The organism is Brenneria roseae subsp. americana (assembly GCF_003115815.1).
In the GTDB taxonomy this organism is placed as follows: Bacteria; Pseudomonadota; Gammaproteobacteria; order Enterobacterales; family Enterobacteriaceae; genus Brenneria; species Brenneria roseae.
Genome location: NZ_QDKJ01000005.1, coordinates 161,163 through 185,523, shown reverse-complemented (window position 1 = coordinate 185,523; position 24,361 = coordinate 161,163). Strand labels below are relative to the sequence as shown.

At 48.1% G+C, this 24,361-nt stretch carries 19 protein-coding genes and 1 tRNA gene; 8 read left to right on the top strand and 12 right to left on the bottom strand.

What is annotated here, in order from left to right; translation table 11 throughout:
* Window positions 1–142 precede the first annotated feature (142 nt).
* From B4923_RS08275 to B4923_RS08260, 4 genes are all read right to left on the bottom strand, one after another.
* Window positions 143–1,540, bottom strand: a complete 1,398-nt coding sequence (locus B4923_RS08275; RefSeq protein ID WP_109053876.1) for an MFS transporter — start codon at window positions 1,538–1,540, stop codon at window positions 143–145.
* A 172-nt stretch (window positions 1,541–1,712) separates the two neighbouring features.
* Window positions 1,713–3,788, bottom strand: coding sequence for an FAD-dependent oxidoreductase (locus B4923_RS08270; RefSeq protein ID WP_109053875.1), 2,076 nt, complete (start codon window positions 3,786–3,788; stop codon window positions 1,713–1,715).
* A gap of 107 nt (window positions 3,789–3,895) precedes the next feature.
* Window positions 3,896–4,741 carry a sugar phosphate isomerase/epimerase family protein gene (locus B4923_RS08265; RefSeq protein WP_109053874.1) on the bottom strand — a complete coding sequence of 282 codons (846 nt, stop codon included), beginning with the start codon at window positions 4,739–4,741 and terminating at the stop codon, window positions 3,896–3,898.
* A gap of 8 nt (window positions 4,742–4,749) precedes the next feature.
* The gene (locus B4923_RS08260) at window positions 4,750–5,532 is read right to left on the bottom strand and encodes a 3-ketoacyl-ACP reductase (RefSeq protein WP_109053873.1); all 783 of its coding nucleotides are present in this window, start codon (window positions 5,530–5,532) and stop codon (window positions 4,750–4,752) included.
* 211 nt (window positions 5,533–5,743) lie between these two features.
* On the opposite strand from B4923_RS08260, the gene B4923_RS08255 reads away from it, so the two are divergent.
* The gene (locus B4923_RS08255; protein WP_109053872.1) at window positions 5,744–6,391 is read left to right on the top strand and encodes a TetR/AcrR family transcriptional regulator; all 648 of its coding nucleotides are present in this window, start codon (window positions 5,744–5,746) and stop codon (window positions 6,389–6,391) included.
* A 280-nt stretch (window positions 6,392–6,671) separates the two neighbouring features.
* On the opposite strand, the gene B4923_RS08250 is transcribed toward B4923_RS08255, so the two are convergent.
* From B4923_RS08250 to lptF, 4 genes are all read right to left on the bottom strand, one after another.
* On the bottom strand, window positions 6,672–9,944 hold the full coding sequence (locus tag B4923_RS08250; protein WP_109053871.1) for a DEAD/DEAH box helicase: 3,273 nt from the start codon (window positions 9,942–9,944) through the stop codon (window positions 6,672–6,674).
* 531 nt (window positions 9,945–10,475) lie between these two features.
* Window positions 10,476–10,560 (bottom strand) — tRNA-Leu (locus tag B4923_RS08245).
* A gap of 241 nt (window positions 10,561–10,801) precedes the next feature.
* Window positions 10,802–11,872: an LPS export ABC transporter permease LptG gene (gene lptG, locus B4923_RS08240; RefSeq protein ID WP_109053870.1), complete on the bottom strand. Its 1,071-nt coding sequence runs from the start codon at window positions 11,870–11,872 to the stop codon at window positions 10,802–10,804.
* Window positions 11,872–12,987 carry an LPS export ABC transporter permease LptF gene (gene lptF, locus B4923_RS08235; protein ID WP_109053869.1) on the bottom strand — a complete coding sequence of 372 codons (1,116 nt, stop codon included), beginning with the start codon at window positions 12,985–12,987 and terminating at the stop codon, window positions 11,872–11,874. Before lptF ends, lptG begins: the two co-directional genes overlap by 1 nt.
* A 282-nt stretch (window positions 12,988–13,269) precedes the next feature.
* Between lptF and pepA the strand changes: the two genes are divergently transcribed.
* The 4 genes from pepA to B4923_RS08215 all read left to right on the top strand — a co-directional run bounded on the left by pepA (window position 13,270) and on the right by B4923_RS08215 (window position 19,030).
* Entirely contained in the window at window positions 13,270–14,781 is a 1,512-nt protein-coding gene (pepA, locus tag B4923_RS08230) for a leucyl aminopeptidase (protein ID WP_109053868.1), read from the top strand.
* A gap of 87 nt (window positions 14,782–14,868) precedes the next feature.
* Window positions 14,869–15,318: a DNA polymerase III subunit chi gene (locus tag B4923_RS08225; protein WP_109053867.1), complete on the top strand. Its 450-nt coding sequence runs from the start codon at window positions 14,869–14,871 to the stop codon at window positions 15,316–15,318.
* Between the two features lie 12 nt (window positions 15,319–15,330).
* Window positions 15,331–18,186 (top strand): valine--tRNA ligase, encoded by a 2,856-nt coding sequence (locus B4923_RS08220; RefSeq protein ID WP_109053866.1) that lies wholly within the window; start codon window positions 15,331–15,333, stop codon window positions 18,184–18,186.
* A 193-nt stretch (window positions 18,187–18,379) separates the two neighbouring features.
* The gene (locus B4923_RS08215; protein WP_109053865.1) at window positions 18,380–19,030 is read left to right on the top strand and encodes a DUF421 domain-containing protein; all 651 of its coding nucleotides are present in this window, start codon (window positions 18,380–18,382) and stop codon (window positions 19,028–19,030) included.
* A 58-nt stretch (window positions 19,031–19,088) separates the two neighbouring features.
* Here the strand turns inward: B4923_RS08215 and B4923_RS08210 are convergent, their stop codons facing one another.
* Together B4923_RS08210 and B4923_RS08205 are read right to left on the bottom strand one after the other, a co-directional pair.
* Window positions 19,089–20,123 (bottom strand): M48 family metallopeptidase, encoded by a 1,035-nt coding sequence (locus B4923_RS08210; RefSeq protein ID WP_109053864.1) that lies wholly within the window; start codon window positions 20,121–20,123, stop codon window positions 19,089–19,091.
* 9 nt (window positions 20,124–20,132) lie between these two features.
* Window positions 20,133–21,314 carry a YjgN family protein gene (locus tag B4923_RS08205; protein WP_109053863.1) on the bottom strand — a complete coding sequence of 394 codons (1,182 nt, stop codon included), beginning with the start codon at window positions 21,312–21,314 and terminating at the stop codon, window positions 20,133–20,135.
* Window positions 21,315–21,543: 229 nt separating this feature from the next.
* Here B4923_RS08205 and B4923_RS08200 point away from each other — a divergent pair, with 229 nt between their 5' ends.
* Window positions 21,544–22,047: a GNAT family N-acetyltransferase gene (locus B4923_RS08200; RefSeq protein WP_109053996.1), complete on the top strand. Its 504-nt coding sequence runs from the start codon at window positions 21,544–21,546 to the stop codon at window positions 22,045–22,047.
* Window positions 22,048–22,125: 78 nt separating this feature from the next.
* On the opposite strand, the gene rraB is transcribed toward B4923_RS08200, so the two are convergent.
* Entirely contained in the window at window positions 22,126–22,551 is a 426-nt protein-coding gene (gene rraB, locus B4923_RS08195) for a ribonuclease E inhibitor RraB (protein ID WP_109053862.1), read from the bottom strand.
* 92 nt (window positions 22,552–22,643) lie between these two features.
* On the opposite strand from rraB, the gene argL reads away from it, so the two are divergent.
* Together argL and argF are read left to right on the top strand one after the other, a co-directional pair.
* Window positions 22,644–22,730: a putative translational regulatory protein ArgL gene (gene argL, locus B4923_RS21305; protein WP_425428605.1), complete on the top strand. Its 87-nt coding sequence runs from the start codon at window positions 22,644–22,646 to the stop codon at window positions 22,728–22,730.
* Complete coding sequence (gene argF, locus B4923_RS08190) at window positions 22,714–23,721, top strand: ornithine carbamoyltransferase (protein ID WP_109053861.1); 1,008 nt, start codon at window positions 22,714–22,716, stop codon at window positions 23,719–23,721. The genes argL and argF overlap by 17 nt, the downstream gene beginning before the upstream one ends.
* 59 nt (window positions 23,722–23,780) lie before the next feature.
* On the opposite strand, the gene B4923_RS08185 is transcribed toward argF, so the two are convergent.
* Complete coding sequence (locus tag B4923_RS08185; RefSeq protein WP_109053860.1) at window positions 23,781–24,248, bottom strand: NanQ anomerase/TabA/YiaL family protein; 468 nt, start codon at window positions 24,246–24,248, stop codon at window positions 23,781–23,783.
* Window positions 24,249–24,361 lie beyond the last annotated feature (113 nt).

The window sequence follows — 24,361 nt, the reverse complement described above, 5'->3', positions numbered from 1 at the left end:
AGCCAGGAATACTGGCTTTTTTCATGCCCGCAGAATAAGTTGTCAGACACCGACACCAGAAAAGCTATTTAAAAACAGAAATAACATATTTTATAAAACCGTATCTTTGTCATAGCATACGGTTCTATGAAAACTTCAGCTGTTATTGCGTCTTTGATACTTTTATCATATCAGATTCCTGATTCGTTTTTAGCATAGTCTCTTGTTTAGCGTTTCCAATGATTTTTTTATTGATAAGCACCGCCAGCGCACAAATAAAGATCGGAATGGCAAGAAAATAAAACATATTAATAGCCTGGATACCTGTCGATAATATCAATCCGCCGATAAAGGCCCCAAGAATTGCCCCCGTACGACCAACAGCAGTCATTGTACTGGTTCCCGTAGCGCGTATTTTGGTTGGGTAATAACTCGATGATAATGATGTCCAGCCGGTATTAACCGAGTTTACTGTAATCCCCAGGAAGAATGCCAGGAAACCAATAATTGTCAGATCATAATGAAATTGAGTCAATAACAGTGAGAAGACGACACCGCCGGACATTCCCAGGAACATTGTCCGATGATAACCCCATCGGTCCATAATCAAACCAATAGAAATATTACCTAATGTTCCCCCCACCTGAACTATTGCGCCGATTAAAGCGGCATCAGTCAATGTGAATCCACTTTCTCTGATTAATAAGGGCATCCAGTTACTTAAGAAGTTAACACACATTAAATTCATAAATAACCCCAGCCACAGGCTAAGAGTACAGAGTAAGTATGGCTTCTTCAATATTTCTAACAGGGTAAATTTCGGCGCCGACACAGAATGAGATTTATTTATCTTAATCGTGTCTAATTCTACGCCATCATCATGGCCGCCGGTAACCTTTTTCATTACTTTATAGACATAGTCTATTCTTTTATTATTTTCTAAAAGATATAGAATAGACTCAGGAAGATAAAAAACGATAAGAATTAGTGATAAGATAGGCAATAATCCACCAACGATGAAAACGCCTTCCCATCCAAATATTGGAATAATTTCTTTTGCAACAAAACCGACCAGAGCGCTTCCCAATGTTATGCCACAATAAATGATACAAATCAGCGTTGATTTATATTTTACCGGCGCATATTCCGCAATCAGTGTTGCCACATTAGGTTGTGCCGCACCCAGCCCGAGCCCAGTCAAAAATCTCAGGATAATCAATATTTCTATGTTGGGAGAATAAGCAGAGGCGATTGACAGTAAGCCAAAAACTAATACAGCAAAAAATATGACATTCTTTCTTCCAAAACGATCGGCTATGGTTCCGCCCATTAAAGCACCGCAGGCAAGCCCCATTAACCCCGCGCTCATTGCGACGCCAAGCACGTCATGGCTAACTTTCCACTCATCCATCAGTGATGGCGCAACAAACCCCATGATCGTCATATCAAATCCGTCTAATGTTAAAATCAATAAACAGATTAAAGTTAATACAACATGGAATTTTTTTAACGGCTGAGACTCGAGATATTCCCGAAGACTCGCTTCATCAGAAATTTTCATTTTTTCCCCTCAAATTAAAAGATATATACCTAATAGATTTCAAGTTGCAGGAAGGCGAAAAACGAGAGAACCCCGAATCACTTACCCAGGTTAGTGATTGAGATAAACGAGTACGGCCAACGCCCCTGCAACTTGGAAGATGATGGATATAACTTGTTAATAAACAAAATAATTATAAATAAATTTTCCCCATCAAAAAATCAGGCCAGTTTTTCTCAAAGAAAATATCATCTAAATTTACAGAATTATTTACTAATCGCGTTTGATTATAAAATTCCTTCCCTGTCCATTTAATAAGATATTTTTTCTCTCTATCTTGTTTTCTCTCACTTCTAAAACGCCATTTATCAATAACGCCATGACGATCAGAGGGTATCGCATCTCCCTGTTCATCCAGAATGATGCGGGCTCCCCGACTTCCACCGCCGGATGAAATATACTCATTCAACATGCTTAATACCGCAGCGGAAGTGAGCGAGAAATGTTTCCATAAAATAACATTTGCAAGCTGCGTTTCACTATCAACTTTTATGCCATGTGAGCTGATATCTGAAAAAAGTTTTAACGATAAAGATAACTCATCCTGAACGTCTTTAGTCGACACAATAAAACCCGCTTTGTCAGACATCCGGTTCCTGATTTGCGCTTTTATCTCGTGTATAGACAGTTTTGCAGAAGACAAACACCCCTTAATATAAGAAACGATTTCATCAATTGCAGCAGACACCGATGCATTGGATAAATTAATCTGTTGAGAATCTGATATCAGGTCATGTGATATTTTTTGCGCAACCCGAACACCAAACACCTGTCCCGAATTTAAAGCCGCGCCCCCAGGTCTGGTAACCCCGTGGGTGCCGGCAACCTCGCCGACAGCAAAACAACCTTTTAAACTGCTTTCTCCCCAAATATCAACATCAATCCCGCCATTCATATGTTGATTATTTACCGAAAACTCCAGAGGCGTCGTTGTAATGTCGTGTCCGTGCATTCTATACAGTTCAATGGACAGAGGATTCATATGCTTTAATCTTTGAATCGGTAGCGCCTGATCGCATTGATTATTACTAAGATATTCTTTTACATCCTTGTCAAGATTTTCTAAAGAAAAGGGAATGTCGCCAGGGACGGGTTCTGGATTGCGATTAAAATCCATGTACACCCGGTGTCCTTTTCTGGTTTCATCGGCAATAGCCATATCAATTAAACTCGAACCATATTCCAAAGTGCGGGTTGAATGGAAAGGCCATTGATATCCTTTTCTAAAAACATTTGAGACCAACTCTTGCGTTGTTCGATAATAATCAGCAAGGAAATTTATTTCATTCCCATCCGAATCAAGGGAATAAATATAAGGGATAACCTGTACATATGTCCCTGATAAATTCCAGGGGAACGTGGTACTTGCCGTACTAATCCCGAACTGACTTTCAATAATATTAGTCAGTGTTATTCCAGCTTCTAAAGCCAGACCTAATGAGCCGTAACATCCTCTGGGATAAACACTATCCCGGTACATACTTCCTGGTCCGCCAGTCGCTAACACAATATGGGGAGAAGAGATTATGCCTAACTTTAGCTCATTATGATAATGAGGCAAATTGATACTTACAATAAGGCCCGAACAGGACTCCTTACCCTCCTTATCTGTATTTTTTAATAACTTTAATGCTGTGGTATTTTCTAAAATGGGAATACCAAGACGCTTCACTTCTTCCAATAATACTTTTACCATCAATCTCGATGTCCTCGGGCCGCAGCTTGTCGCCCTTCCCGCCTCATCGTGATCGGTCTGATAACGTAATATAGAACCATACTTATCTTCCGGGAGATTTAACCCCAGAAATTGAAGCCCTGCGATGGTATTAATGGAGCCGACAGATTCAACATAGGCGACATCTTTGTCCATTCCGCCGCCTGAACTTAAATCTTCAGCAAGTTTGAAAAAGTTGTCGCCATTTTTTGATGTTGACGCGGTAAATAAGGTTTGCTTATCAGAGCCAGAACATGCTGACGTGCCTTTATAAAGACCAGATGTTGCAAGCAGTACATTAACATTTCTGCGTTTCAGCTCCACCGCCGCCCGCAACCCAGCCGCGCCAGTACCAACAACCACGGCATCATATTTATATACCGGGATAGACATGTTATTGATGTTTTCTATATCATTTTCTTCTGGCGCAATAAATCCTTTTGGCAGTTTAACATGAGTTAAATTATCTAAAATCTCCTTGCTCACTCCACTCATCTGGTGCCCCTTACATGCTAACAAATATATTTCCAAATCGATTGTTAATGGATTTGTATAAAAATGATTATATTTAAAAAATAATTAAAACAATGCATTTTTCATACTTAACAAAATTTAGACATACGTTCGATACTGACATCCAGTGTGGATGCTATTTTCTTATTCCACCAATTATTATGAGAAAAAATCTCTAACTCAATTAGACCATTAAATCCCGCTTCTTCTACCCAACTTCGGATTAAAGGAATATCGATTACCCCATCACCAGGCATGCCACGATCGTTCACTAAGTCCGTAGTGGGAACTAACCAGTCCGATGCATGAAAAGCAAGGATACGTTTTCCTGCCCGTTTAATTTGGCTATATAAATCGGGATCCCACCATACATGATAAACGTCAACGGCAACCCCTAATCCATAATAACCATCCGGATCGAGTTCATCACACCAATCCAACGCCTGACGTAAAGAGCTCAGGCAAGAACGATCGGCTGTAGTCATCGGATGAAGCGGTTCCAACGCAATACGAACACCAACCTGACGGGAATGTTCTAATAGCTGTTGAATTCCTTTTTTAACCTGCGATCGTGCATCTTCTAAATCTTTTGAATAGCCCGAAAGACCGCCGACAACCTGCACATAACAAGAACATTCCAATTCTGCCGCCAAATCTAAAGCCTTGCGATTGTCATTAATAGCAGCCTCTCTCTCCGTTTGATTGGGAGCGGTATAATATGTGCTACGGCATAAACCAGAGATAGACATATTACAATCTTTAAGCTTCCTCAAAATATCCTGGGGACGGCTTTCCTCAAGTTCTTTTCTCCACGGGCTAATAGCGGCAATACCCCTTTTAGCACATTCATCAATAATTTCTGAAAGTGATGTTTTAAATCCAAGTGTCGCCGTATTAATACAGTATAAATCCGGGCGCTGCGATATACTTCTCATTACTCCCCCTAAAAACGCGGCATGCTAAGGCCACCGTCAATAGCGACAGGAACACCACAGGTATACACTAATTTCCCTTCAGCCATAGCTCTCACCGTTGATGCAATATCTTCCGGATATCCCCAACGTCCCTGAGGAACGAGCCCTTTCGCAATTAATTCATCATAATATTGTGTAGCGGGGATAGTCATATCCGTTTTAATAAGGCCCGGTCTAATTTCATATACGCCAATACCTAATTGACTCAGGCGCATGGCAAATAGCTTAACCGTTGCTGATGACGCTGTCTTGGCAACGGTATATTCCCCACGGTTCATGGCTAACATCACAGCATTAATTGAAGTAATAAATATGATTGACCGATGATTTTCCTGAGCATCCGGATTCTTCATCAGCCGCTTGCTAAATGCCTGAGTTAAAAAGAAAGGCGCTCTTGTATTTACCAGTAAATTTTGGTCGAAACTTTCTGGAGTGACATCCAGTAGGTCTCCCCTTTTTTGTACGGAAATGCCTGCATTATTCACCAGACAATCCATTCTTCCCCACTTGTTTTCTGCGGTATCCAGCATTGTTTCATGAAGAGAGAGATCGGATATATCCGCATGAAAACATTCAACTTCCGCCCCTAACTCCTGAAATTCTTTTTGTGCTTGTTTTAACTTTTCAACACTTTCATCATCTGTTCTGTCATTTATCAGAAGATTAAAACCGGCTTTTGCCAATGCCATAGCACAACCTTTACCAATGCCTCTGGCCGCGCCTGTGATAATTGCTACTGGTTTAGAACTCATTTTCGTTTCCTTTGTTCGTATATGAATAATAAATGTTAAATCATCTTATCCAGCCTGAAATTGAATATATTCTCCTGATTTTTCACTTTCAACCAAACGGTTGGTTATCTGTGATTAACATCACACAATAAAAACCCGCCGTTTGCATTGATGGCCTGATACTGTTACATATACAATGGATTTTACTAACTAGTTGATTTTGAGAATCTATATGACAAAAAGCAATATTAAACGCAAAAACGACCCTGTTTTAACACAGACACTTATATTGGATGCTGCGACAAGCGAATTTGCAGAAAAAGGGTTTGACGGCGCCAGAGTGGATCAAATAGCTCAAAGAGCCAATGTTAACAAACAGCTAATCTATTACTATTTCGTCAATAAAGATGAACTATTTACACGTACGCTCGAACTGGCTTACCAACAAATTAGAACACATGAGTCAGAACTAAAACTAGATAATCTTCCTGCCGATCAGGCCATTTTGGCGTTAGTTGAGTTTACCTGGAATTATTATCTGAAACATCCTGAGTTTATTTGTTTACTAAACAGTGAAAACCAGATGAAGGCACGCCATATGGCAAGCTCGCCGACTGCGGTTCAAATTAACCAACCATGGCTAAGTCTTTCGCAACGCATTATTGATAAAGGAATAAAAGAAGGGACTATCCGACCTGATATTGATGCCATGCAGCTCAATATCAACATATCCGCCCTTGGTTTCTTTTATCTGATCAATCAATCCACGCTATCCATTATTTATAAAAAAGATCTCATGAATGAAAACACGTTAAAAGAAAGATTAGATGTTATGAAAGATACAATAGCCTGCTGGATTTGTCCTCGTTCTAAAAAATGAGTTCAACATAATAATAACCTCATCCGGCTTTATTTTAACTCAAAATGAAAACGGCAGCGAACAGCAGGAACTGGAGAATCACGTACCCGCTCTTGATCATATTCAACAGATAAAGCATTTTCCAGTTTGTAGTGACTGTATTATTGATTATAAATTGATTCAATATAATCAATAATACCAGTCATCATTTGAAATGAGCGTACAGAATTTTGCGTCAGGTTAAATGTACCACGGCACCGTCAGTTTCCTCTTCGGCAAATACTCAGTTCTGTGAATGTAATCAGTTCGGTATTAATTTGCCGGCGCTTTCCTTAGCATTCATGCTCTGCGCTGATTTCTGCCGCGCTTCCAGCTTCTCATGCGCAACATTAAAATACTGACACCCCGACCAGATATTCTTACTGCCGACAATATAAACACGTTTCTGTGCACGTGTAACCGCGACATTCAACAGATTAGGTTTCGCAGACGCCCATTTTGCTGCGCCGCGGTTTTCCTCTGACAGGCCCAACACAATAATCACGTTTTTCTCTTCTTTACCCTGAAACGTATGTACGGTGCCGACACGTTCGTTGATCCACGCACCACTGCCGTTGACGCCACGCAACTCCTTGCGCAGATACATTTCCAGCCGGTTTTTCACCCGCTTAAACGGAGAGATAATGTAGACGTCAGGCAATGTTGGAGACTGTTCCAGCCACGCCCGCAGCATAGAAAGCACATACCGCCCCTGTTCAGGGACAAAGTGCTTACCATCGACTTCACCACACACATCAAACCAGCAACTATCTCCCCAGAGGAAATCATCCTGCGGCCAGAGATCATCCCGTCCATGCAGCATCTTATTGTTGTATGCAATCACATTGGCGATGCTGAACATCGGCTCATCACAGCGGCGATGCACACGCAGCGGGCTGCCAAGCCAGCTCTCTTTCGATATCTGCATTGTCCCGTATGGGTTTACCCGATCTGCCAGATTTTGCACTGACTGCACCGTGGGAGACCAGTCCCGCCATGCCTCACCGAACTCTCGTCGGGCGATGGCTTCAACAAACGCCGGTGGGATGGTAAATACGGGTTCAATCTGCAACGGATCGCCAACGACAACGGCCCGTTTCGCTCTCCAAAGCGCGCCTACGGCCTGCTGCGGCGTTGCCTGCCCTGCTTCATCAATAAACAGCCAACCGATATCACCTTCTCCGAAAGAGCTGAACTGGCGCGCCACGGAGGCAAAGGTTGATGAGACAACAGGCACGATCATAAACAACAGCCGCCATAGCACCATGCACGCCTGTTTATGTTGAATGCCACCATTGATCGCTTGCATTAATATATAGAATGCCTGATGAAGATTGTTCTCTTTGTAGGCCGCCGCCAACCATGCCTGATGCAGCTCAAGGGCTTTGACAGTCAGAAGGCTACGAGCTTCATTCAGCGCCTGACAATGGCCGAAAGTGGTGCGCTGGAATGCCGGCGCTTCGATATCCGTCTCCGACGTGGCAAAAACCGCATCGGAGTATTTTTCTTCAAGCAAGGCACACCGCTGCTGTTCCTCTCTCAAGGCATTAGCTAATTGCTCGAACCGGTTTTTTTCAAGTTGATAACTGGCGTCAACAGCGACACGCCTCCGTTCCAGACCGCCGATAATCGCCCTTTCACGACACCAGGCCCCGACCTGCAACGTCCACCATGCCATTCTGCGGGCTCGAAGTTTTGCCAGCCACGCGTTCAGCCTAAGCAGGCGAGTACGACATTTCTCCACTTTTAACTTTTGTTGTTGGCAAGCCTCCTGCTGATCCCGCAACGCTTCCAGCTGTTTCAGCTCATAAAGAATGCCCTGGAATCCTTCCTGCGCTGTATTGAAAGCGTTCTTCGCTTCTGCGAATGCGTTATCAGGTAATTGCTTAATCGACTCTACCAGGGTGCGATAACCATCGGCAGGTGCCGAAGCAACGCCTTTTTCCGACTTCAAATAGAAAACACGCTGTCCAAATATTTCACGGTTCTCCTGTTTTCCCAGCGCCGCGGCAATCAGTCCCCAACAATCCGTGTCGGCGGTTAATGGTTTGATTTCATATGACTTATCGTTTTTCTGCTCATGGAGCTCGAAAATACGAGTTTGTGCCGCCAGCTTTTGCGCAACAGGTTTCAGGTAACCAATCTGCCGCCAGACTTTGCCCAGACTTTTTTGCTGGGGCAATTCCCGAGAAATATTCTCCACCGCCGCGTTATTACTGGATGCCACCACCATTTCATAACCCGCGAGCCGGGGGGACAGACAGGGAATAGTGAAATGTTTGCCAGCCAACGTCAGACAGATGGTTTCCCCGAATGCCTCAGAAGCACGCCCAAGGCTTGCCAGAATGGATGCTCGTTTAACCAAATTGCTGGCAACCAGATCCCGCAACATCGTGGTCTTACCCGTACCGGGTGGGCCATTGACCGAGTAAAGCCCTGACAGGGCCAGTTCTTGCTCAAGTGTGTTAATCGCGAACTGCTGCATCAGACTCATATTGTGCGCAGAATCAGACGGCCAGCGCCCGGCAGGCAATTGACTTAACCTCAGTTTATCCAGCAGCAGCGAACGGCCATCCGGCGTCAACAGGTCCGGTTTTCTATCCCTGCTGCCGATAAGGTAACGTCCCAATGGAGAATCAGCGAGCAGCCCTCTTTCTTTTATCCCGTTAATCGCTTTTTCAATATCGCGAAGGTAAAAGCTGTTCAGAATAGTGATTTCGCCCGCGGTATCTGGCGAAGATACAGATACTTCGGTGAGAGCCGGGTTAACCGATATTTGAGAAAGGCGAGAGAGTTCAGAAAGCCTGTCCGGATAAAACGTTTGCTGTTGCTGATCCTTACAGGGAGCGTTTTTTTTCGTTCTGATCTCTTTTAGCTTAATAAAAAGCGCTGGCGCCGGAACTTCCGGGCTGAAATGCGTCCATTCTGCCATTGCCTTCAAAAATTCAATAATTTCGTAAGTCGTCAGGACGGGCGGTAATCCATGCTCTTTTTTTAGATTGTTAGCTACCGCAATAATTTCCTGAAAGCGCTTTTGTAACTTCCCGGTCGCAATTTGGTAAGACTCCAGACTGATGTCCTGCAATCCGCCAGTTTCCAATTGTCCTAGCGCCCATGTGACGGTAGAGAACTCAAAACTTTCGCCATCAATATATCCATCCTGATCGACGAGACATTTTACCGAACAAGTCCGACCTTCATCCTGAAGTTGTTCATCCTTAACATCTGCAATATCAGGCCAGGTTTGTTTTGCGCGGGTAAATATTTCCTTGCGATCGAAAATGCCAAAAAAAAGCTCATAGTGATATTTCTTTGAGGGAAAATAATCTCTTCCCGCCAGCCTGATCTGTTGGGGATCGATCCAGGGAAGCGCTGAAGGAACTTGCAGTGCCTCCACTGTCAGTCTCAGAACGCCATCAGCGTTATCCTCCAGACTTTTAATATCAGTGGACTCGAAAAATTCAATCTTGTGCCAATAATCGAGAATTTTAAGTGCCTGAATGGTTGAGAGACTGTTGTTCTTGTTATCGTCCATGAGATGCCAATGTCCTTATGTAGTAAATTCAGTAACTAAAAACATACTACTCCTTAGCATGGCGAGTATTCAATGACCGCTAAAGTTGCTAACGCGCTTCTTTAAAAAACAGTTATTAACGTGGATACACATGATGTCAAAGGTACCAGATGTTCAGCTCGCATCTTTGCGCCGGATTGATGCCATCAGCTAACAACAACCGCACCTCATCACGTTTCTCTTTGGCTTTCACCAGTGAGATCAGCAGATAGCGAAAGCAATTCGGCTTTCTTGCCTTCAGATACCAGCGTTTGAGCCGTTAGAAAGGTACAGAGCATTCGCATCCGCGAGTTTGTAGACCCTTCCGCGAGGTTTGGCGGCACGCGCTACAATGTCTGTCACTAGACGGGAAAAGATTAGTGTGGATAAAACAGACGACACCGGGAGGAATAAAATAGGATTAAAAATGTTATTTAACAGGTAGATATGGACGTTATTGGACGATTATGGACACAAAAAAAGCCACCCTAAGGTGACTTGATTTTCATACGATGGTGCCGAAGGCCGGACTCGAACCGGCACACCTTGCGGCGGTTGATTTTGAATCAACTGCGTCTACCGATTTCGCCACTTCGGCACTGAAGTAGTATGCGGAAAACGGGTGCATTATACCGTTTGCCGACTGGTGCGCAACTCTATTCCGCCCTGCGTCGGGTTAAGTGCTGAAAAAATCATCTTTGGCAAGGTGTTAACATCATTTTAGAGGGCCAATGCGCATTAGCCCCGCGACTGCTAACCCCTAATCTTTGGTTACCTCTCGGCATAAAAAAGGCGTTGCGGTTTCCCGGCAACGCCTTTTTACAAGATTTAAGGCAAGGCTAGCGACGTTTCAATAGCAACGACACGCTGATAATCAGGAACACTGCGCTGGGCAAGATAGCCCCCAGAATCGGAGGAATGCCATATACCAGGCTCAGCGGCCGGAAGATTTCATTAAGCAGATAGAACAAGAAACCAAAGCTGATACCAATTACGATACGCGCACCAGCGGATACGCTACGCAACGGTCCAAAGATGAAGGAAACCGCCATCAGCATCATTACGGCAACGGAGACCGGTGAAAAGATCTTGCTCCACATGTTGAGCTGGTAACGACTCGCTTCCTGGCCGCTCTGTTTCAGGTAGTTGGCGTAATCGTGCAGTCCGCGAATCGAGAGCGAATCAGGCTCCAGCGCCACCACGCCCAGTTTGTCTGGCGTCAGGTTGGTTTTCCATTCCCCGCTAAGCGTCTGGCTTCCACCAATCTGCTTGCCGTCGCTCAGGTCGGATTCATCAACCTGTGACAGTTTCCAGACGCCGTTATCGAAGGTCGCCGATGCCGCATAGCGTACAGACAACAGTTTGTTTTGCTGGTCGAAATGATAAATATTGACGCCGGAAAGTTCACCGTCGCCGACGACCCGTTCAATATAGATAAAATCATTGCCATCTTTTGCCCACAGCCCGCCTTGTGTGGAGATCATCGAACCACCCGAGATCATCTGAGAACGGTAGTTGCGCGCCATCTGTTCACCCTGAGGGGAAACCCACTCGCCAATCGCCATGGTGAGCAACACCAGCGGAATCGCGGTTTTCATTACGGCTCCGGCAATCTGCAATCGGGTGAAGCCTGAAGCCTGCATCACAACCAACTCACTGCGGGTTGCCAGCGTCCCCAAACCCAGCAAGGCGCCGAGCAGCGCGGCCATCGGAAAGAAGATTTCGATATCTTTTGGCACGCTGAGCAAAGTATAAAGTCCGGCCCCCAACGCCGAATAACTTCCCTGCCCAACCCTGCGCAGCTGGTCGACAAACTTGATAATGCCGGATAGCGATACCAGCAGGAACAGCGTCGTCATGATGGTATTGAAAATGGTTCTGCCGATATAGCGGTCTAATACACCAAACATCAGGCCGCCCCTTGTGTTTTAAAAGAACGAGCTTTAAAACGAGAACGCGCTTTGCGCATTGGAATGCTGTCCCAGAGGTTGAGAACCACCGCGATACCGAAATACATCAGATTGGTCAGCCAGACCCAGAACATGGGATCGATTTTCCCTTTACTCGCATTGGAACGCAGCGAACTTTGCAGCAGGAAGAAAATCAGGTAGAGCAGCATGGCCGGCAGCATACTGAGTACCCGTCCTTGCCGTGGATTGACCGCACTGAGCGGCACCACCATGAGCGCCATGATGAGCACCGAAACAATCAGCGTCAATCGCCAGTGAAATTCGGCCCGTGCATCATTCTCGCTTGAATGCCACAAGGTCTGCATATCCATTTGCTGTACGTCTTTGTTGTTCAGCGTGACCGTTTGATGACCGATCACCGCCTGATAGTTGGTGAAGTCGGTAATACGAAAATCACGCAGTAATGCCGTTCCTTCATAGCGGGAGCCGTTATCCAGCGTCACCACCTGAGAGCCTTCGCTATTCTGCGTGATATGACCACGATCGGCCACCACAACGGAAGGACGGGCATTGCCACTCGTCCGCAGCTGCGCCAGAAAGACGTGTTCAAACTCCTGACCTTTTACATTACCGACAAACAGCACTGCATTACCGCCCTGCGCGGACTTAAACTGTCCTTCGACCAACGCAGCCATGCCGGGATTGGCTTTCGCTTCCGCCAGTACCACTTCCTGATGCCGGGAAGACCACGGGCTAAGCCACAGCACATTGATGGTAGCCATCACCGCCGTCAGCACCGCCAGTACCAGCGCCGCTTTTAACAGCACGCTTTTACCCAGCCCACAGGCATGCATGACCGTAATCTCGCTTTCTGCATACAGGCGGCCAAGCGACATCAATAATCCAAGAAACAGGCTTAATGGCAGAATAAGCTGCACCATCTCTGGCACACCCAGTCCCAGCAGAGAGATAACCAAATTTGTCGGGATTTCGCCATCAACCGCGGCGCCCAGTATCCGCACTAATTTCTGACAAAAGAAAATCAGTAACAGAATGAAAAGGATGGCCACTTGGCTTTTAAATGTTTCCCTTACCAGATATCGAATGATGATCACGCTTAATTACGCCTGTGAAAACTTGTCTTTTTGCAGGAAAGTCGATAGTTTCTTCGCTAACTCGCCATTTATACTCATTTGTGGCAACCTTCGTAGCTAAAACTGTATTACAACATACTGCGTTTGAGCTGTTGTATCAGAACCTGCTTATAGTCACCAAAACAGATTCGTTACGTCGTTAAGATTAACACAGGTTATGTTAACGCAACGGCGGGAAAATATTACGGAGTGTCACATTCTAGCCGTTGATCCCGCCTTTGTCTTTAAGATTCAGGAGAGTACATGGAGTTCAGCGTAAAAAGCGGTAGCCCGGAAAAACAACGCAGTGCATGCATTGTCGTCGGCGTGTTTGAACCGCGTCGCCTGTCCCCAATTGCCGAACAGCTCGATAAAATCAGCGACGGCTATATCAGCGCGTTGCTTCGCCGCGGTGAACTGGAAGGCAAAGTGGGGCAATCATTGCTATTGCACCATGTACCCAACATTCTTTCAGAGCGTATTTTGCTGATTGGCTGTGGCAAAGAGCGCGAGCTTGATGAGCGTCAGTACAAACAGGTCATTCAGAAAACCATCAACGCGCTGAATGAAACGGGTTCGATGGAAGCGGTCTGTTTTCTTACTGAACTGCACGTCAAAGGCCGTAACACCTATTGGAAAGTGCGTCAGGCCGTCGAAACCGCCAAAGAGTCGCTCTACACCTTTGACCAGCTCAAGAGCAACAAAATCGAGCTGCGCCGTCCGTTGCGTAAAATGGTATTCAACGTGCCGACGCGCCGTGAACTGACCAGCGGCGAGCGGGCTATTCAACACGGTCTGGCGATTGCCGCCGGCATTAAAGCCGCCAAAGACCTCGGCAACATGCCGCCAAATATCTGTAATGCCGCTTATCTGGCGTCGCAGGCTCGTCAACTGGCGGATACTTACAGCCAGAACATCACCACCCGCGTCATTGGCGAGCAGCAGATGAAAGAGCTGGGCATGAACGCTTATCTGGCTGTCGGCCAGGGCTCGCAGAATGAATCACTGATGTCCGTCATCGAATACAAAGGCGATCCGTCTGCGGATAGCCGCCCGATTGTGCTGGTCGGCAAAGGCCTGACGTTCGATTCCGGCGGCGTCTCCATCAAACCTGCCGACAGCATGGACGAAATGAAATATGACATGTGCGGTGCCGCCACCGTTTACGGGGTAATGCGCATGGCCGCCGAACTGGCGCTGCCGCTAAATATCATCGGCGTGCTGGCCGGTTGTGAAAATATGGTCGACGGGCGTTCTTATCGTCCGGGCGACGTGCTGACCACCATGTCAGGTCAGACCGTCGAAGTGCTGAATACCGACGCGGAAGGCCGTCTGGTGCTGTGTGACGCCCTGACCTACGTTGAGCGCTATGAGCCGGATGTCGTCATTGACGTTGCGACGCTGACCGGTGCCTGTGTGATTGCCCTTGGTCATCACATCACGGGCCTGATGGCGAACCACAACCCACTGGCGCATGAGTTGCTGGGCGCGTCCGAGCAATCGGGCGACCGCGCCTGGCGTTTGCCGCTAACCGATGAGTTCCAGGAGCAGTTGGAATCCAATTTTGCCGATATGGCAAACATCGGCGGTCGTCCCGGCGGGGCGATTACCGCCGGCTGCTTCCTGTCACGCTTCACGCGCAAGTACAGCTGGGCGCATCTGGACATCGCCGGAACGGCATGGCGCTCAGGCAAGGCCAAAGGCGCCACCGGTCGTCCGGTGGCGCTGCTGTCGCAATTCCTGCTTAACCGCGCCGGACTGAACGACGTAGAATGACGGCAGTCTGTCAGGCGCCACCATCTGCGCCTGACTCAATCAGCAATACCGGGCCGGACTTTCCGGCCTTTATCAATAGTGTAGATAATGAAAAACGCAACGTTCTATCTTCTTGAACACGACAGTAAAAGCGGCGATCTCCGCGCCTTCGAGGTGCTGGCGTGCACACTGGCGGCGGAACGTTGGCGCGCGGGAAAGCGAGTATTGATTGCCTGTGAAAATGAGCAGCAGGCCATGCGATTGGATGAAGCGTTGTGGCAACGCGATCCCCACAGCTTTGTTCCGCACAATCTGGCGGGAGAAGGGCCGCGTCAGGGGGCGCCCGTCGAACTGGCGTGGCCGGAGCGACGCGGAAATGCCCCGCGGGATCTGCTAATCAGCCTGCTGCCTCACTTCGCAGATTTTGCCACCGCTTTCCATGAAGTGATAGACTTTGTCCCTTACGAAGAATCCCTGAAACAGTTGGCGCGCGACCGCTATAAAGCCTATCGCAGCGTCGGCTTTCAATTGACTACGGCTAAGCCGCCAACTCACTGAATTTTGAGCATAATGGAAACGAAATATAACCCGCAAGATATCGAGCAGCCGCTCTACGAGCGCTGGGAAGAACAAGGCTATTTCAAGCCGAACGGCGATACGAGTAAAGAAAGCTTCAGTATCATGATCCCGCCGCCCAACGTCACCGGCAGCTTGCATATGGGCCATGCTTTCCAGCAAACCATTATGGATACGCTGATCCGCTATCAGCGTATGCAGGGTAAAAATACGCTATGGCAGGCGGGCACCGACCATGCGGGTATCGCCACCCAGATGGTGGTTGAGCGCAAGATCGCGGCCGAAGAAGGTAAAACGCGCCATGATTACGGCCGTGACGCGTTTATCGATAAAATCTGGCAGTGGAAAGCCGAGTCTGGCGGCACGATCACCCGCCAGATGCGCCGTCTGGGTAACTCCGTCGATTGGGAACGTGAACGTTTCACCATGGACGAAGGTTTGTCCAATGCGGTGAAAGAGGTATTCGTTCGTCTTTATAAAGAAGATCTGATTTATCGCGGCAAACGCCTGGTGAACTGGGATCCGAAACTGCGCACCGCGATTTCCGATCTGGAAGTCGAAAACCGTGACGTTAAAGGCTCCATGTGGCACCTGCGTTATCCGCTGGCCGACGGCGTCAAAACCGCTGAAGGCAAAGATTATCTGGTGGTTGCCACCACACGTCCGGAAACCATGCTGGGCGATACCGGTGTCGCGGTCAACCCGGAAGATCCGCGTTACCAGAGCCTTATCGGTAAAGAAGTGATCCTGCCGCTGGTGGGCCGCCGCATCAAGATCGTCGGTGACGAACACGCCGATATGGAAAAAGGCACCGGCTGCGTGAAGATCACGCCGGCCCACGATTTCAACGACTACGAGGTCGGCAAACGTCACCAGCTTCCGATGATCAACATTCTGACGTTTGATGGCGATATCCGCCAGGAAGCCGAAGTGTTCGATACCAATGGCGAAGCCAGTACCGCCTACAGCAGCGCTATTCCTGAATCCCTCCGTGGTCTGGAACGTTTTGCTGCGCGTAAGGCCATCGTTGCGGCCTTTGATCAACTCGGCCTGCTGGAAGAAATCAAAGCGCACGACCTGACTGTTCCTTACGGCGATCGCGGTGGCGTGGTGATTGAACCCATGCTGACCGACCAGTGGTATGTCCGCACCGCGCCACTGGCCAACGTTGCGGTTGAAGCCGTCGAGCAGGGTGAAATCCAGTTTGTGCCTAAGCAGTACGAAAACATGTACTTCAGTTGGATGCGCGACATTCAGGACTGGTGTATTTCCCGTCAGCTGTGGTGGGGTCACCGTATTCCGGCCTGGTACGATGCGCAAGGCAAAGTATACGTTGGCCGCGATGAGGCAGAAGTTCGTCGTGAAAACAATCTGTCTGACGATATCGCCTTAAATCAGGACGAAGACGTGCTGGATACCTGGTTCTCTTCCGGACTGTGGACCTTCTCTACACTGGGCTGGCCGGAACAGACGCCGGAGCTGAAAGCCTTCCATCCCAGCAGCGTGATGGTCAGCGGCTTCGACATTATTTTCTTCTGGATTGCCCGTATGATCATGCTGACCATGCACTTCATCAAAGATGAAAACGGCAAGCCACAGGTGCCGTTCCATACCGTGTATATGACTGGCCTGATTCGTGACGAAGAAGGCCAGAAAATGTCGAAATCCAAAGGGAACGTGATTGACCCGTTGGACATGGTGGACGGTATTTCGCTGGAAGCATTGCTGGAAAAACGTACCGGCAACATGATGCAACCGCAGTTGGCGGAAAAAATCCGCAAGCGTACCGAGAAACAGTTCCCGAACGGTATCGAGCCGCACGGAACGGACGCGCTGCGCTTTACGCTGGCCGCGCTGGCCTCCACCGGACGCGATATCAACTGGGATATGAAACGTCTGGAAGGTTACCGCAACTTCTGCAACAAGCTGTGGAACGCCAGCCGTTTTGTGTTGATGAATACCGAAGATCAGGATTGCGGCTTCAATGGCGGAGAGAAGGTGCTGTCGCTGGCCGACCGCTGGATCCTGACGGAATTTAACCGCACCGTAAAAGCCTACCGTGAAGCGCTGGACAGCTACCGCTTTGATATCGCCGCCAATATCCTGTACGAGTTCACCTGGAACCAGTTCTGCGACTGGTATCTGGAGCTGGCGAAGCCGGTGATGAACGGCGGAACGGAAGCGGAACTGCGCGGTACGCGCAACACGCTGGTGAACGTGCTGGAAGCATTGCTGCGTCTGGCTCATCCGATCATTCCGTTCATCACCGAAACCATCTGGCAGCGGGTGAAAGTGCTGAAAGAGATTGCCGGCGACACGATTATGTTGCAGCCTTTCCCGGCATTTAACGACGCACAGGAAGATACGCTGGCGCTGAACGATCTGGAATGGATCAAGCAAGCGATTATTGCCGTGCGTAATATCCGGGCGGAAATGAATATTGCGCCGAGTAAACCGCTGGATGTATTGCTGCGCAATGCCAGTGCCGACGCCCAACGCCGGGTAGACGAAAACCGCAGCTTTATTCAAACGCTGGCGCGTCTGGAAAGCATTACGCTGCTGCCCGCGGGTGATAAAGGCCCGGTTTCTGTGACCAAACTGATCGAAGGCGCAGAACTGCTGATTCCGATGGCGGGGTTGATCGATAAAGCCGCTGAGCTGGATCGTTTGGCTAAAGAAGTCGCCAAAATCGAAGTTGAAATCGGTCGTATCGAGAGCAAACTATCCAACGAAGGTTTCGTTGCTCGCGCACCTGAAGCGGTTGTCGCCAAAGAGCGCGAAAAACTGGATGGCTATGCCGTCGCCAAAGCGAAACTGCTGGAACAGCAATCGGTTATCGCCGCACTATAACTCGCGTCCCCTTTTTATCCTTGTAAACAAGCCCTGACGATAACGTCGGGGCTTTGTCCATCTGGTTTCAATCTCATTTTCAGGTAAATCATGAAGATCGCCGACTCATCTCGTTCAATATTGCTATATTCACTATACCGCAGTAGACAAACCTACAGTATGAAAGGTAAGCAAGTGAGTAAGGGAGAATAAAATGGAGTACTACGGATTTGTATTATTAAAATTCATAATAGGATTTATTATTGTTATCGCTCATTTAAATTTTTCAGGTAAAACTCAACTGTCGCAAATGACGCCTGTAGACTTTATTGGCAACTTTGTACTGGGCGGCGTAATTGGTGGCGTTATCTATAGCGACAGCATCCCGCTCTATCAATACATTATCGTACTATTTATTGGCGTTGGCTTAATCTCGCTGCTCAATGCCGTCAGCAAACATATTTATTTTTTTCGCTCCGTCAGCATTGGTGATCCTATTCCAATCATCAAGAAAGGGCATTTTCTGATGGACAATATTCTGAAGAAAAGAAATAAAATCGATATTATCAACGTCGCCTCACAACTTCATACACAGGGCATCTACTCTTTTCAAAAAATCAATTACGCCCAGATTGAGCCAAACGGACAGCTAACCGTTGTCTGCGAGGACATGGATATGCCATCCGTGATCGTCGTTAAAGACGGTAAACCCAGAAAATACGAACTGGGTGAAATAGAAAAAGACGAAGACTGGCTTTCCACTGAGATATCACGACATGGCATTGAACTGGAAAACATTTTTCTGGCCGAGTTCTGGCGGGGAAATCTGATGTTTATCTTAAAAGATGGTTCGGTAGTGAAATAACTCAAGAATGGCAACTCGCTGAGTCAACAGGTCGGTGGTTTAGCGCCACCGACATGAATTATTGTGACTCGGCGTTTTGTGCGTTGATGGCATCCAGCCGTTCCTGCATGTTGGGATGCGTGCTCAGCCAGCCGGGCAGTTCCAGTGATTCATTATCGTGGTGCGCATGGTTCATCAATGCCTGATACATCGCCTGCATCGCTTGAAGCGATCGTCCCTGACGCTGCATTTCCGCTATCGCCCAGGCATCCGCTTCCCGCTCCATACCCCGTGAAAACTGTAGTTCATTCATGAATGCAGCCGATTGCAGCAGCGTATCGCCAATCCCGCTGACATCCCCCGTCATCCACATAAACGTCAATGACACCAGCGAAGAACGCACCAGCATCCGCATCGGGTGTCGATGGGCATGATGTCCCATCTCATGCAGCATCACGGCGGCCAGCTCATCGTCGTCTTTTGCCAGTTTGGCCAGATCATCGCTGATAATCAGCGAACCATCTACCAGCATGAATGCATTGGGGCCGATCGGGGCGGACATCAGTTCAAGACGCAGCGGCGTTCTCTCGTCGCGCATTTCCGGCGGCATCACTTGCAGGAATAGCCGCTGCATTTCCTGCTGACGGGCCGGCGGTAATGCGGAAGGTTTGAAATCACTATGTTGCAGTAACGTTCGCGTATGTTTGCCGAGTTGCAGCTCGACGATGGTCGGGATGCGTAACGCAATGGCCGAGCTGGCCCAGGGCAGTACGACATAAACATAGCTGAACGCAACCAGAATCGTGACCAGCAGAGTCAATGCCACCCCGCGTTTATAACGCTCCAGCCGATGTACCAGTCCAGCCGGACGGCGTTTTTCGTACCATTCGCGAAAAGCCGGATCATTATCGGGCACGAAACGTCCACCGTCTGAAAACGAAAGCGTCAAAGGAATAGAACCCAATGCATCGGACACCGCGACCTGCTCCAATGAGTGGGTGACGGTCGCTTTCTGCGTTTTCAAGACCAGCAGTGAACCGTTATCGCTTAAATCGAGACAGGCAGCCTCACGGGCTGCCTGTCCAGGGTACTGGTAATGCCCCTCAATGATCATGATGTGGCCTTAGATGCCAATATTCAGATCGAGCGCATTGACCGCCTCCTCTGCCACTGCCGTGTTTGCGCTATCCTGATGCGCCTGTACATTCAGCAGAGACAGATCGCCTTCGATAGCCGTCGAATTCGCTATATAACGCGCGTGACGGACTTCGGCAACCGGCGCAGCCAATCCCAATGAAAATACGGTGATCAAACTGTTCGTTATCAGTAACCCCGTGTACGACAGGGTCTGCATGGTGGAACGTAATTTGATATCACCGTTTAACACCGTCTGATTAAACAGATAGTTTCGCTGGGCGACGACCAGGTAGCTGCTGGAAACCAGCATCCCAAAGCCCATCACAATAAACATCATAATCAGATTAAACATGTTGCTCAGCAACATCATACCAACCATCTCGTCCGTTCTTTCTCCCATCATTCCCGCCTGGAACATGGTGAGAATGAATGAACTGATGAGTGACAATCCCGCGATCAGGAAAGGAATAAAGATTAGCAGGCTAATCAGAGAAAATTTAATAAAGGGCGCTTTATTCAGATCGGCTTTGAACGCCACCTTTCCGAAGAACATATTATTGATATACAGATCGCTCTGCATCATCGCAATCATGCCGTTAACAGCGGCAAACCCTGGAATAAAAATGGCAATGGCCAACAAACCGGTAAACATCGGACTATTTGTCAGCCCAGCCAGCATTCCAATCGCCAGCAGCGTGAGATAGAGTCCTAATACCAAAATGATCGGGAAAAACAACAATACCCAATATGCCTTGCCGGTTTTGCAGTGATAATTAAAACGCACACCACGGTAGCTTGACATAATGGCGTTATAGCGCCAGCTGCGGATAATGATCCATGGCACCAACCCCATAAAAGCGATTAACACCAGCGTTCCCATAATCGGTGACAGCGCCAACAGCACGTAAAATATAATAATGCCGCCAATTACCAGCAGGCGGCCTTTAAGAATCTGCATGGGTTGCGCATGGTAGTCAAAACGGTCGCCATTAATTTCCGTATTCCCATAGAAATAACGACGGCGGCGTACGGTCGCCCAGGCAGAATATATCCCTAAAGTAATCGCTGTTAATAACGCATTTACTAACCAAATAGAGAAATACTCCCCACCTTTGCCATGAAATTTTACTTGGTGAAGTGTTTTATTTTCCGAAGTATTGATATCCATAAATCCTTTCATCCTAAAAGAAGTAAATCATAAACCCTTATTCGTTAAGGGTCATTTAGCATGTAAAAATAGCGGTTTATTAAATCACGGCCTGCCACGCACGACAATCACCGCTGACAAAAATAAAAATACAGTAACCAAAATCGGTTATTGCATTAAAATGGGGTTAAATGGTATTACACTCTGCATCTATCCAGGAACTGTTGAGATGCAGGACAGAGCGAGCATGATGACAACCGCAATTCCCGTCAGCCTTCGGGTACGCCCGATTACAGCACAAGACAACGCTGCCATCGCCCACGTTATCCGCTGCGTGTCGGCTGAATTCGGTTTGACAGCGGACAAAGGCTACACGGTGTCCGATCCGAATCTGGATAATCTGTTCGCACTGTACAGTCAGCCAGACAGCGCCTATTGGATCGTGGAATATGACGGCAAAGTGGTTGGCGGCGGCGGTATCGCTCCGCTGATAGCGAGCGATGATGACGTGTGCGAATTACAAAAGATGTATTTTTTACCCGTCGTACGCGGCAGAGGGCTGGCAAGACAGCTTGCTTTGCAGGCGCTGGAATTTGCCCGTCTGCGTGGTTTTCGCCGCTGCTATCTGGAAACCACCGGACATTTGACCAGCGCCATCCGGCTCTATCAATCGCTTGGATTCGAGCATATCCCGCATTCCATGGGCAATACCGGTCATACCGACTGTGAAGTGACCATGTTGAAGACGCTGTAACCGAAGACCCTGAACGGAAAAGTAAAAAACCGCAGATGCTTTCACATCTGCGGCCTTGAACGAGGCAGGTTTTAAAACTTAATGACGCTTTCCGTCATCGTCCTCGTCATAAAAATCTTCGTCTTCTCCATCCTCGCCGTCTTCGCCATCAGGATCTTCAAAGTACGTGCCCCAGCCGTCGTAGTTCACACCATGACGTTCAGCCAGCGACAACAGTTGTTCCACCTGTGCGTCGATCAATTCGGCGTTCAACGCCACTTCGCTGATCGCATCACAGCACATCAGCAAAACACCGTCTTCGACTTCCAGTTCTTCCGCATCCGTTACTTCATAGCCCAACTTGAACGCTTCCACGGCGACTTTTTCCAGCACGTCAAACTTCTCCGCGGAAAAATGATGCTCAATGGTATAAAGCGCATCGGGATCGCTGCCATCTTCCAGCAGTTCTTCGATGATCAGGCGTGTCTCTTCACGTTGTTCTTCCAGCAATTCGCGGTTTGCCATGCCTCAGTCCTCATTAATCGACGTAATATTTCGTCATTGTCCCACAGCGTTGCAACGGTCTCCACTATAAAGTTTGATATCAGCACTTGAAATTGAATAATTACACATATAAAGTGAATTTTAATTCAACCACTGGTGTTGAGCCGCATGGAGATGTACGTCATGAAATCGTTTTATAAACGCAATTTTTTAAGATTAATGGATTTTACCCCCGTAGAAATCGCCAATCTTTTAGCCCTGTCAACCAAACTGAAAGCCGATAAAAAAAGCGGCAATGAAACCCGCCACCTGCAAGGCAAAAACATCGCACTCATCTTCGAAAAAGATTCGACCCGAACCCGTTGCTCTTTCGAAGTTGCTGCATACGATCAGGGCGCACAGGTGACCTATCTAAGCCCGGCCGGCAGCCAGATCGGCCATAAAGAATCGATCAAGGATACGGCCCGCGTACTGGGAAGAATCTACGACGGTATTCAGTACCGCGGCCACGGCCAGCAAATTGTTGAAACACTGGCGCAATATTCCGGCGTTCCCGTCTGGAACGGACTGACGAATGAATTCCACCCGACTCAGTTACTGGCGGATCTGCTGACCATGCAGGAACACCTGCCCGGCAAACCACTATCGCAATTAAAACTGGCTTATGTGGGCGATGCGCGCAACAACATGGGCAACACCATGCTGGAAGCGGCGGCGCTGACCGGGCTGGATTTGCGTCTGGTCGCACCCAAAGCCTGTTGGCCGGAAGCAGGGCTGGTTGCCGAATGCCAGGCGGCGGCCAAACAGACCGGCGGCACGATTACGTTGACAGAAGATACTGCCGCTGGTGTCGCCGGCGTTGATTTCATTTACACCGACGTATGGGTTTCCATGGGTGAGCCGAAAGAAACCTGGCAGGAACGTATTACGCTGCTGAAATCTTATCAGGTAAACATGGCAATGATTGCCGCGACGGGCAATCCACAGGTGAAATTCCTGCACTGCCTGCCTGCATTTCATGATGACCAAACGACGCTTGGCAAGCAAATGGCGGAGCAATACGGTCTGCACGGCGGGATGGAAGTGACGGACGAGGTCTTTGAATCCGCACACAGTATCGTGTTCGATCAAGCGGAAAACCGCATGCACACCATTAAAGCGGTAATGGTGGCAACGTTAAGTCAGGATTAGAACGCCAGTCCTCGCGTCCCCCCGCCGATCGGGGGAGGACGCGGAGCAAAGCAGCCTGATCAACGCACCAATGAGGCGTCAATCTTCACTACGGCTTTGCGCACGTGCGCAGGTTCACCCACTGCACACAGCGGTTTGTGTACTTCGCCGGGGAAAAATACCACGAAATCCCCTTCCTGCAACACAAACTGCTTTTCCTGTTCGCCGAATGGTAAAAAGGCGATGTCTTTATCCGCCAGCCAGTCGGTATCCGGTTCGCCCGCAGGCCGATTGCTGAACGTCATGCCCTCCACACCGGAGAGTACAATCTGGATATCCAGATATTTGGCGTGATACTCGGCGCGGCGTTTTTCCAGCAGGTCAGTGCTGTCGTTGGAAATCAGAACGAATTCATTATTACCGTCAATGTCATGCTTGCCCAACGGGGTGTCCGCCGTGATGTGTTGTTTAACATATTCGATGGCATCGCGCAGTTTGGCAGGCAGGTAAGGAACCAGTTCAAGGTGATGGATATTGCCAGTGATCATATATTCCCCGTTTTAAAATGAACCCTTGTTTTATAAAGTTATAGCTGAGAACTTTATACTCCCCAAATGTGATGCCCGCCAGCGCCTTGGCCCGAAAAAGTGAACTGAGTTTC

Excerpts from the sequence above, each read along its gene's own strand:
- B4923_RS08275 (WP_109053876.1), bottom strand. The coding sequence starts at position 1,540 with ATGAAAATTTCTGATGAAGCGAGTCTTCGGGAATATCTCGAGTCTCAG.
- B4923_RS08270 (WP_109053875.1), bottom strand. The coding sequence starts at position 3,788 with ATGAGTGGAGTGAGCAAGGAGATTTTAGATAATTTAACTCATGTTAAA.
- B4923_RS08265 (WP_109053874.1), bottom strand. The coding sequence starts at position 4,741 with ATGAGAAGTATATCGCAGCGCCCGGATTTATACTGTATTAATACGGCG.
- B4923_RS08260 (WP_109053873.1), bottom strand. The coding sequence starts at position 5,532 with ATGAGTTCTAAACCAGTAGCAATTATCACAGGCGCGGCCAGAGGCATT.
- B4923_RS08255 (WP_109053872.1), top strand. The coding sequence starts at position 5,744 with ATGACAAAAAGCAATATTAAACGCAAAAACGACCCTGTTTTAACACAG.
- B4923_RS08250 (WP_109053871.1), bottom strand. The coding sequence starts at position 9,944 with ATGGACGATAACAAGAACAACAGTCTCTCAACCATTCAGGCACTTAAA.
- lptG (WP_109053870.1), bottom strand. The coding sequence starts at position 11,872 with ATGTTTGGTGTATTAGACCGCTATATCGGCAGAACCATTTTCAATACC.
- pepA (WP_109053868.1), top strand. The coding sequence starts at position 13,270 with ATGGAGTTCAGCGTAAAAAGCGGTAGCCCGGAAAAACAACGCAGTGCA.
- B4923_RS08225 (WP_109053867.1), top strand. The coding sequence starts at position 14,869 with ATGAAAAACGCAACGTTCTATCTTCTTGAACACGACAGTAAAAGCGGC.
- B4923_RS08220 (WP_109053866.1), top strand. The coding sequence starts at position 15,331 with ATGGAAACGAAATATAACCCGCAAGATATCGAGCAGCCGCTCTACGAG.
- B4923_RS08215 (WP_109053865.1), top strand. The coding sequence starts at position 18,380 with ATGGAGTACTACGGATTTGTATTATTAAAATTCATAATAGGATTTATT.
- B4923_RS08210 (WP_109053864.1), bottom strand. The coding sequence starts at position 20,123 with ATGATCATTGAGGGGCATTACCAGTACCCTGGACAGGCAGCCCGTGAG.
- B4923_RS08205 (WP_109053863.1), bottom strand. The coding sequence starts at position 21,314 with ATGGATATCAATACTTCGGAAAATAAAACACTTCACCAAGTAAAATTT.
- B4923_RS08200 (WP_109053996.1), top strand. The coding sequence starts at position 21,544 with ATGACAACCGCAATTCCCGTCAGCCTTCGGGTACGCCCGATTACAGCA.
- rraB (WP_109053862.1), bottom strand. The coding sequence starts at position 22,551 with ATGGCAAACCGCGAATTGCTGGAAGAACAACGTGAAGAGACACGCCTG.
- argF (WP_109053861.1), top strand. The coding sequence starts at position 22,714 with ATGAAATCGTTTTATAAACGCAATTTTTTAAGATTAATGGATTTTACC.
- B4923_RS08185 (WP_109053860.1), bottom strand. The coding sequence starts at position 24,248 with ATGATCACTGGCAATATCCATCACCTTGAACTGGTTCCTTACCTGCCT.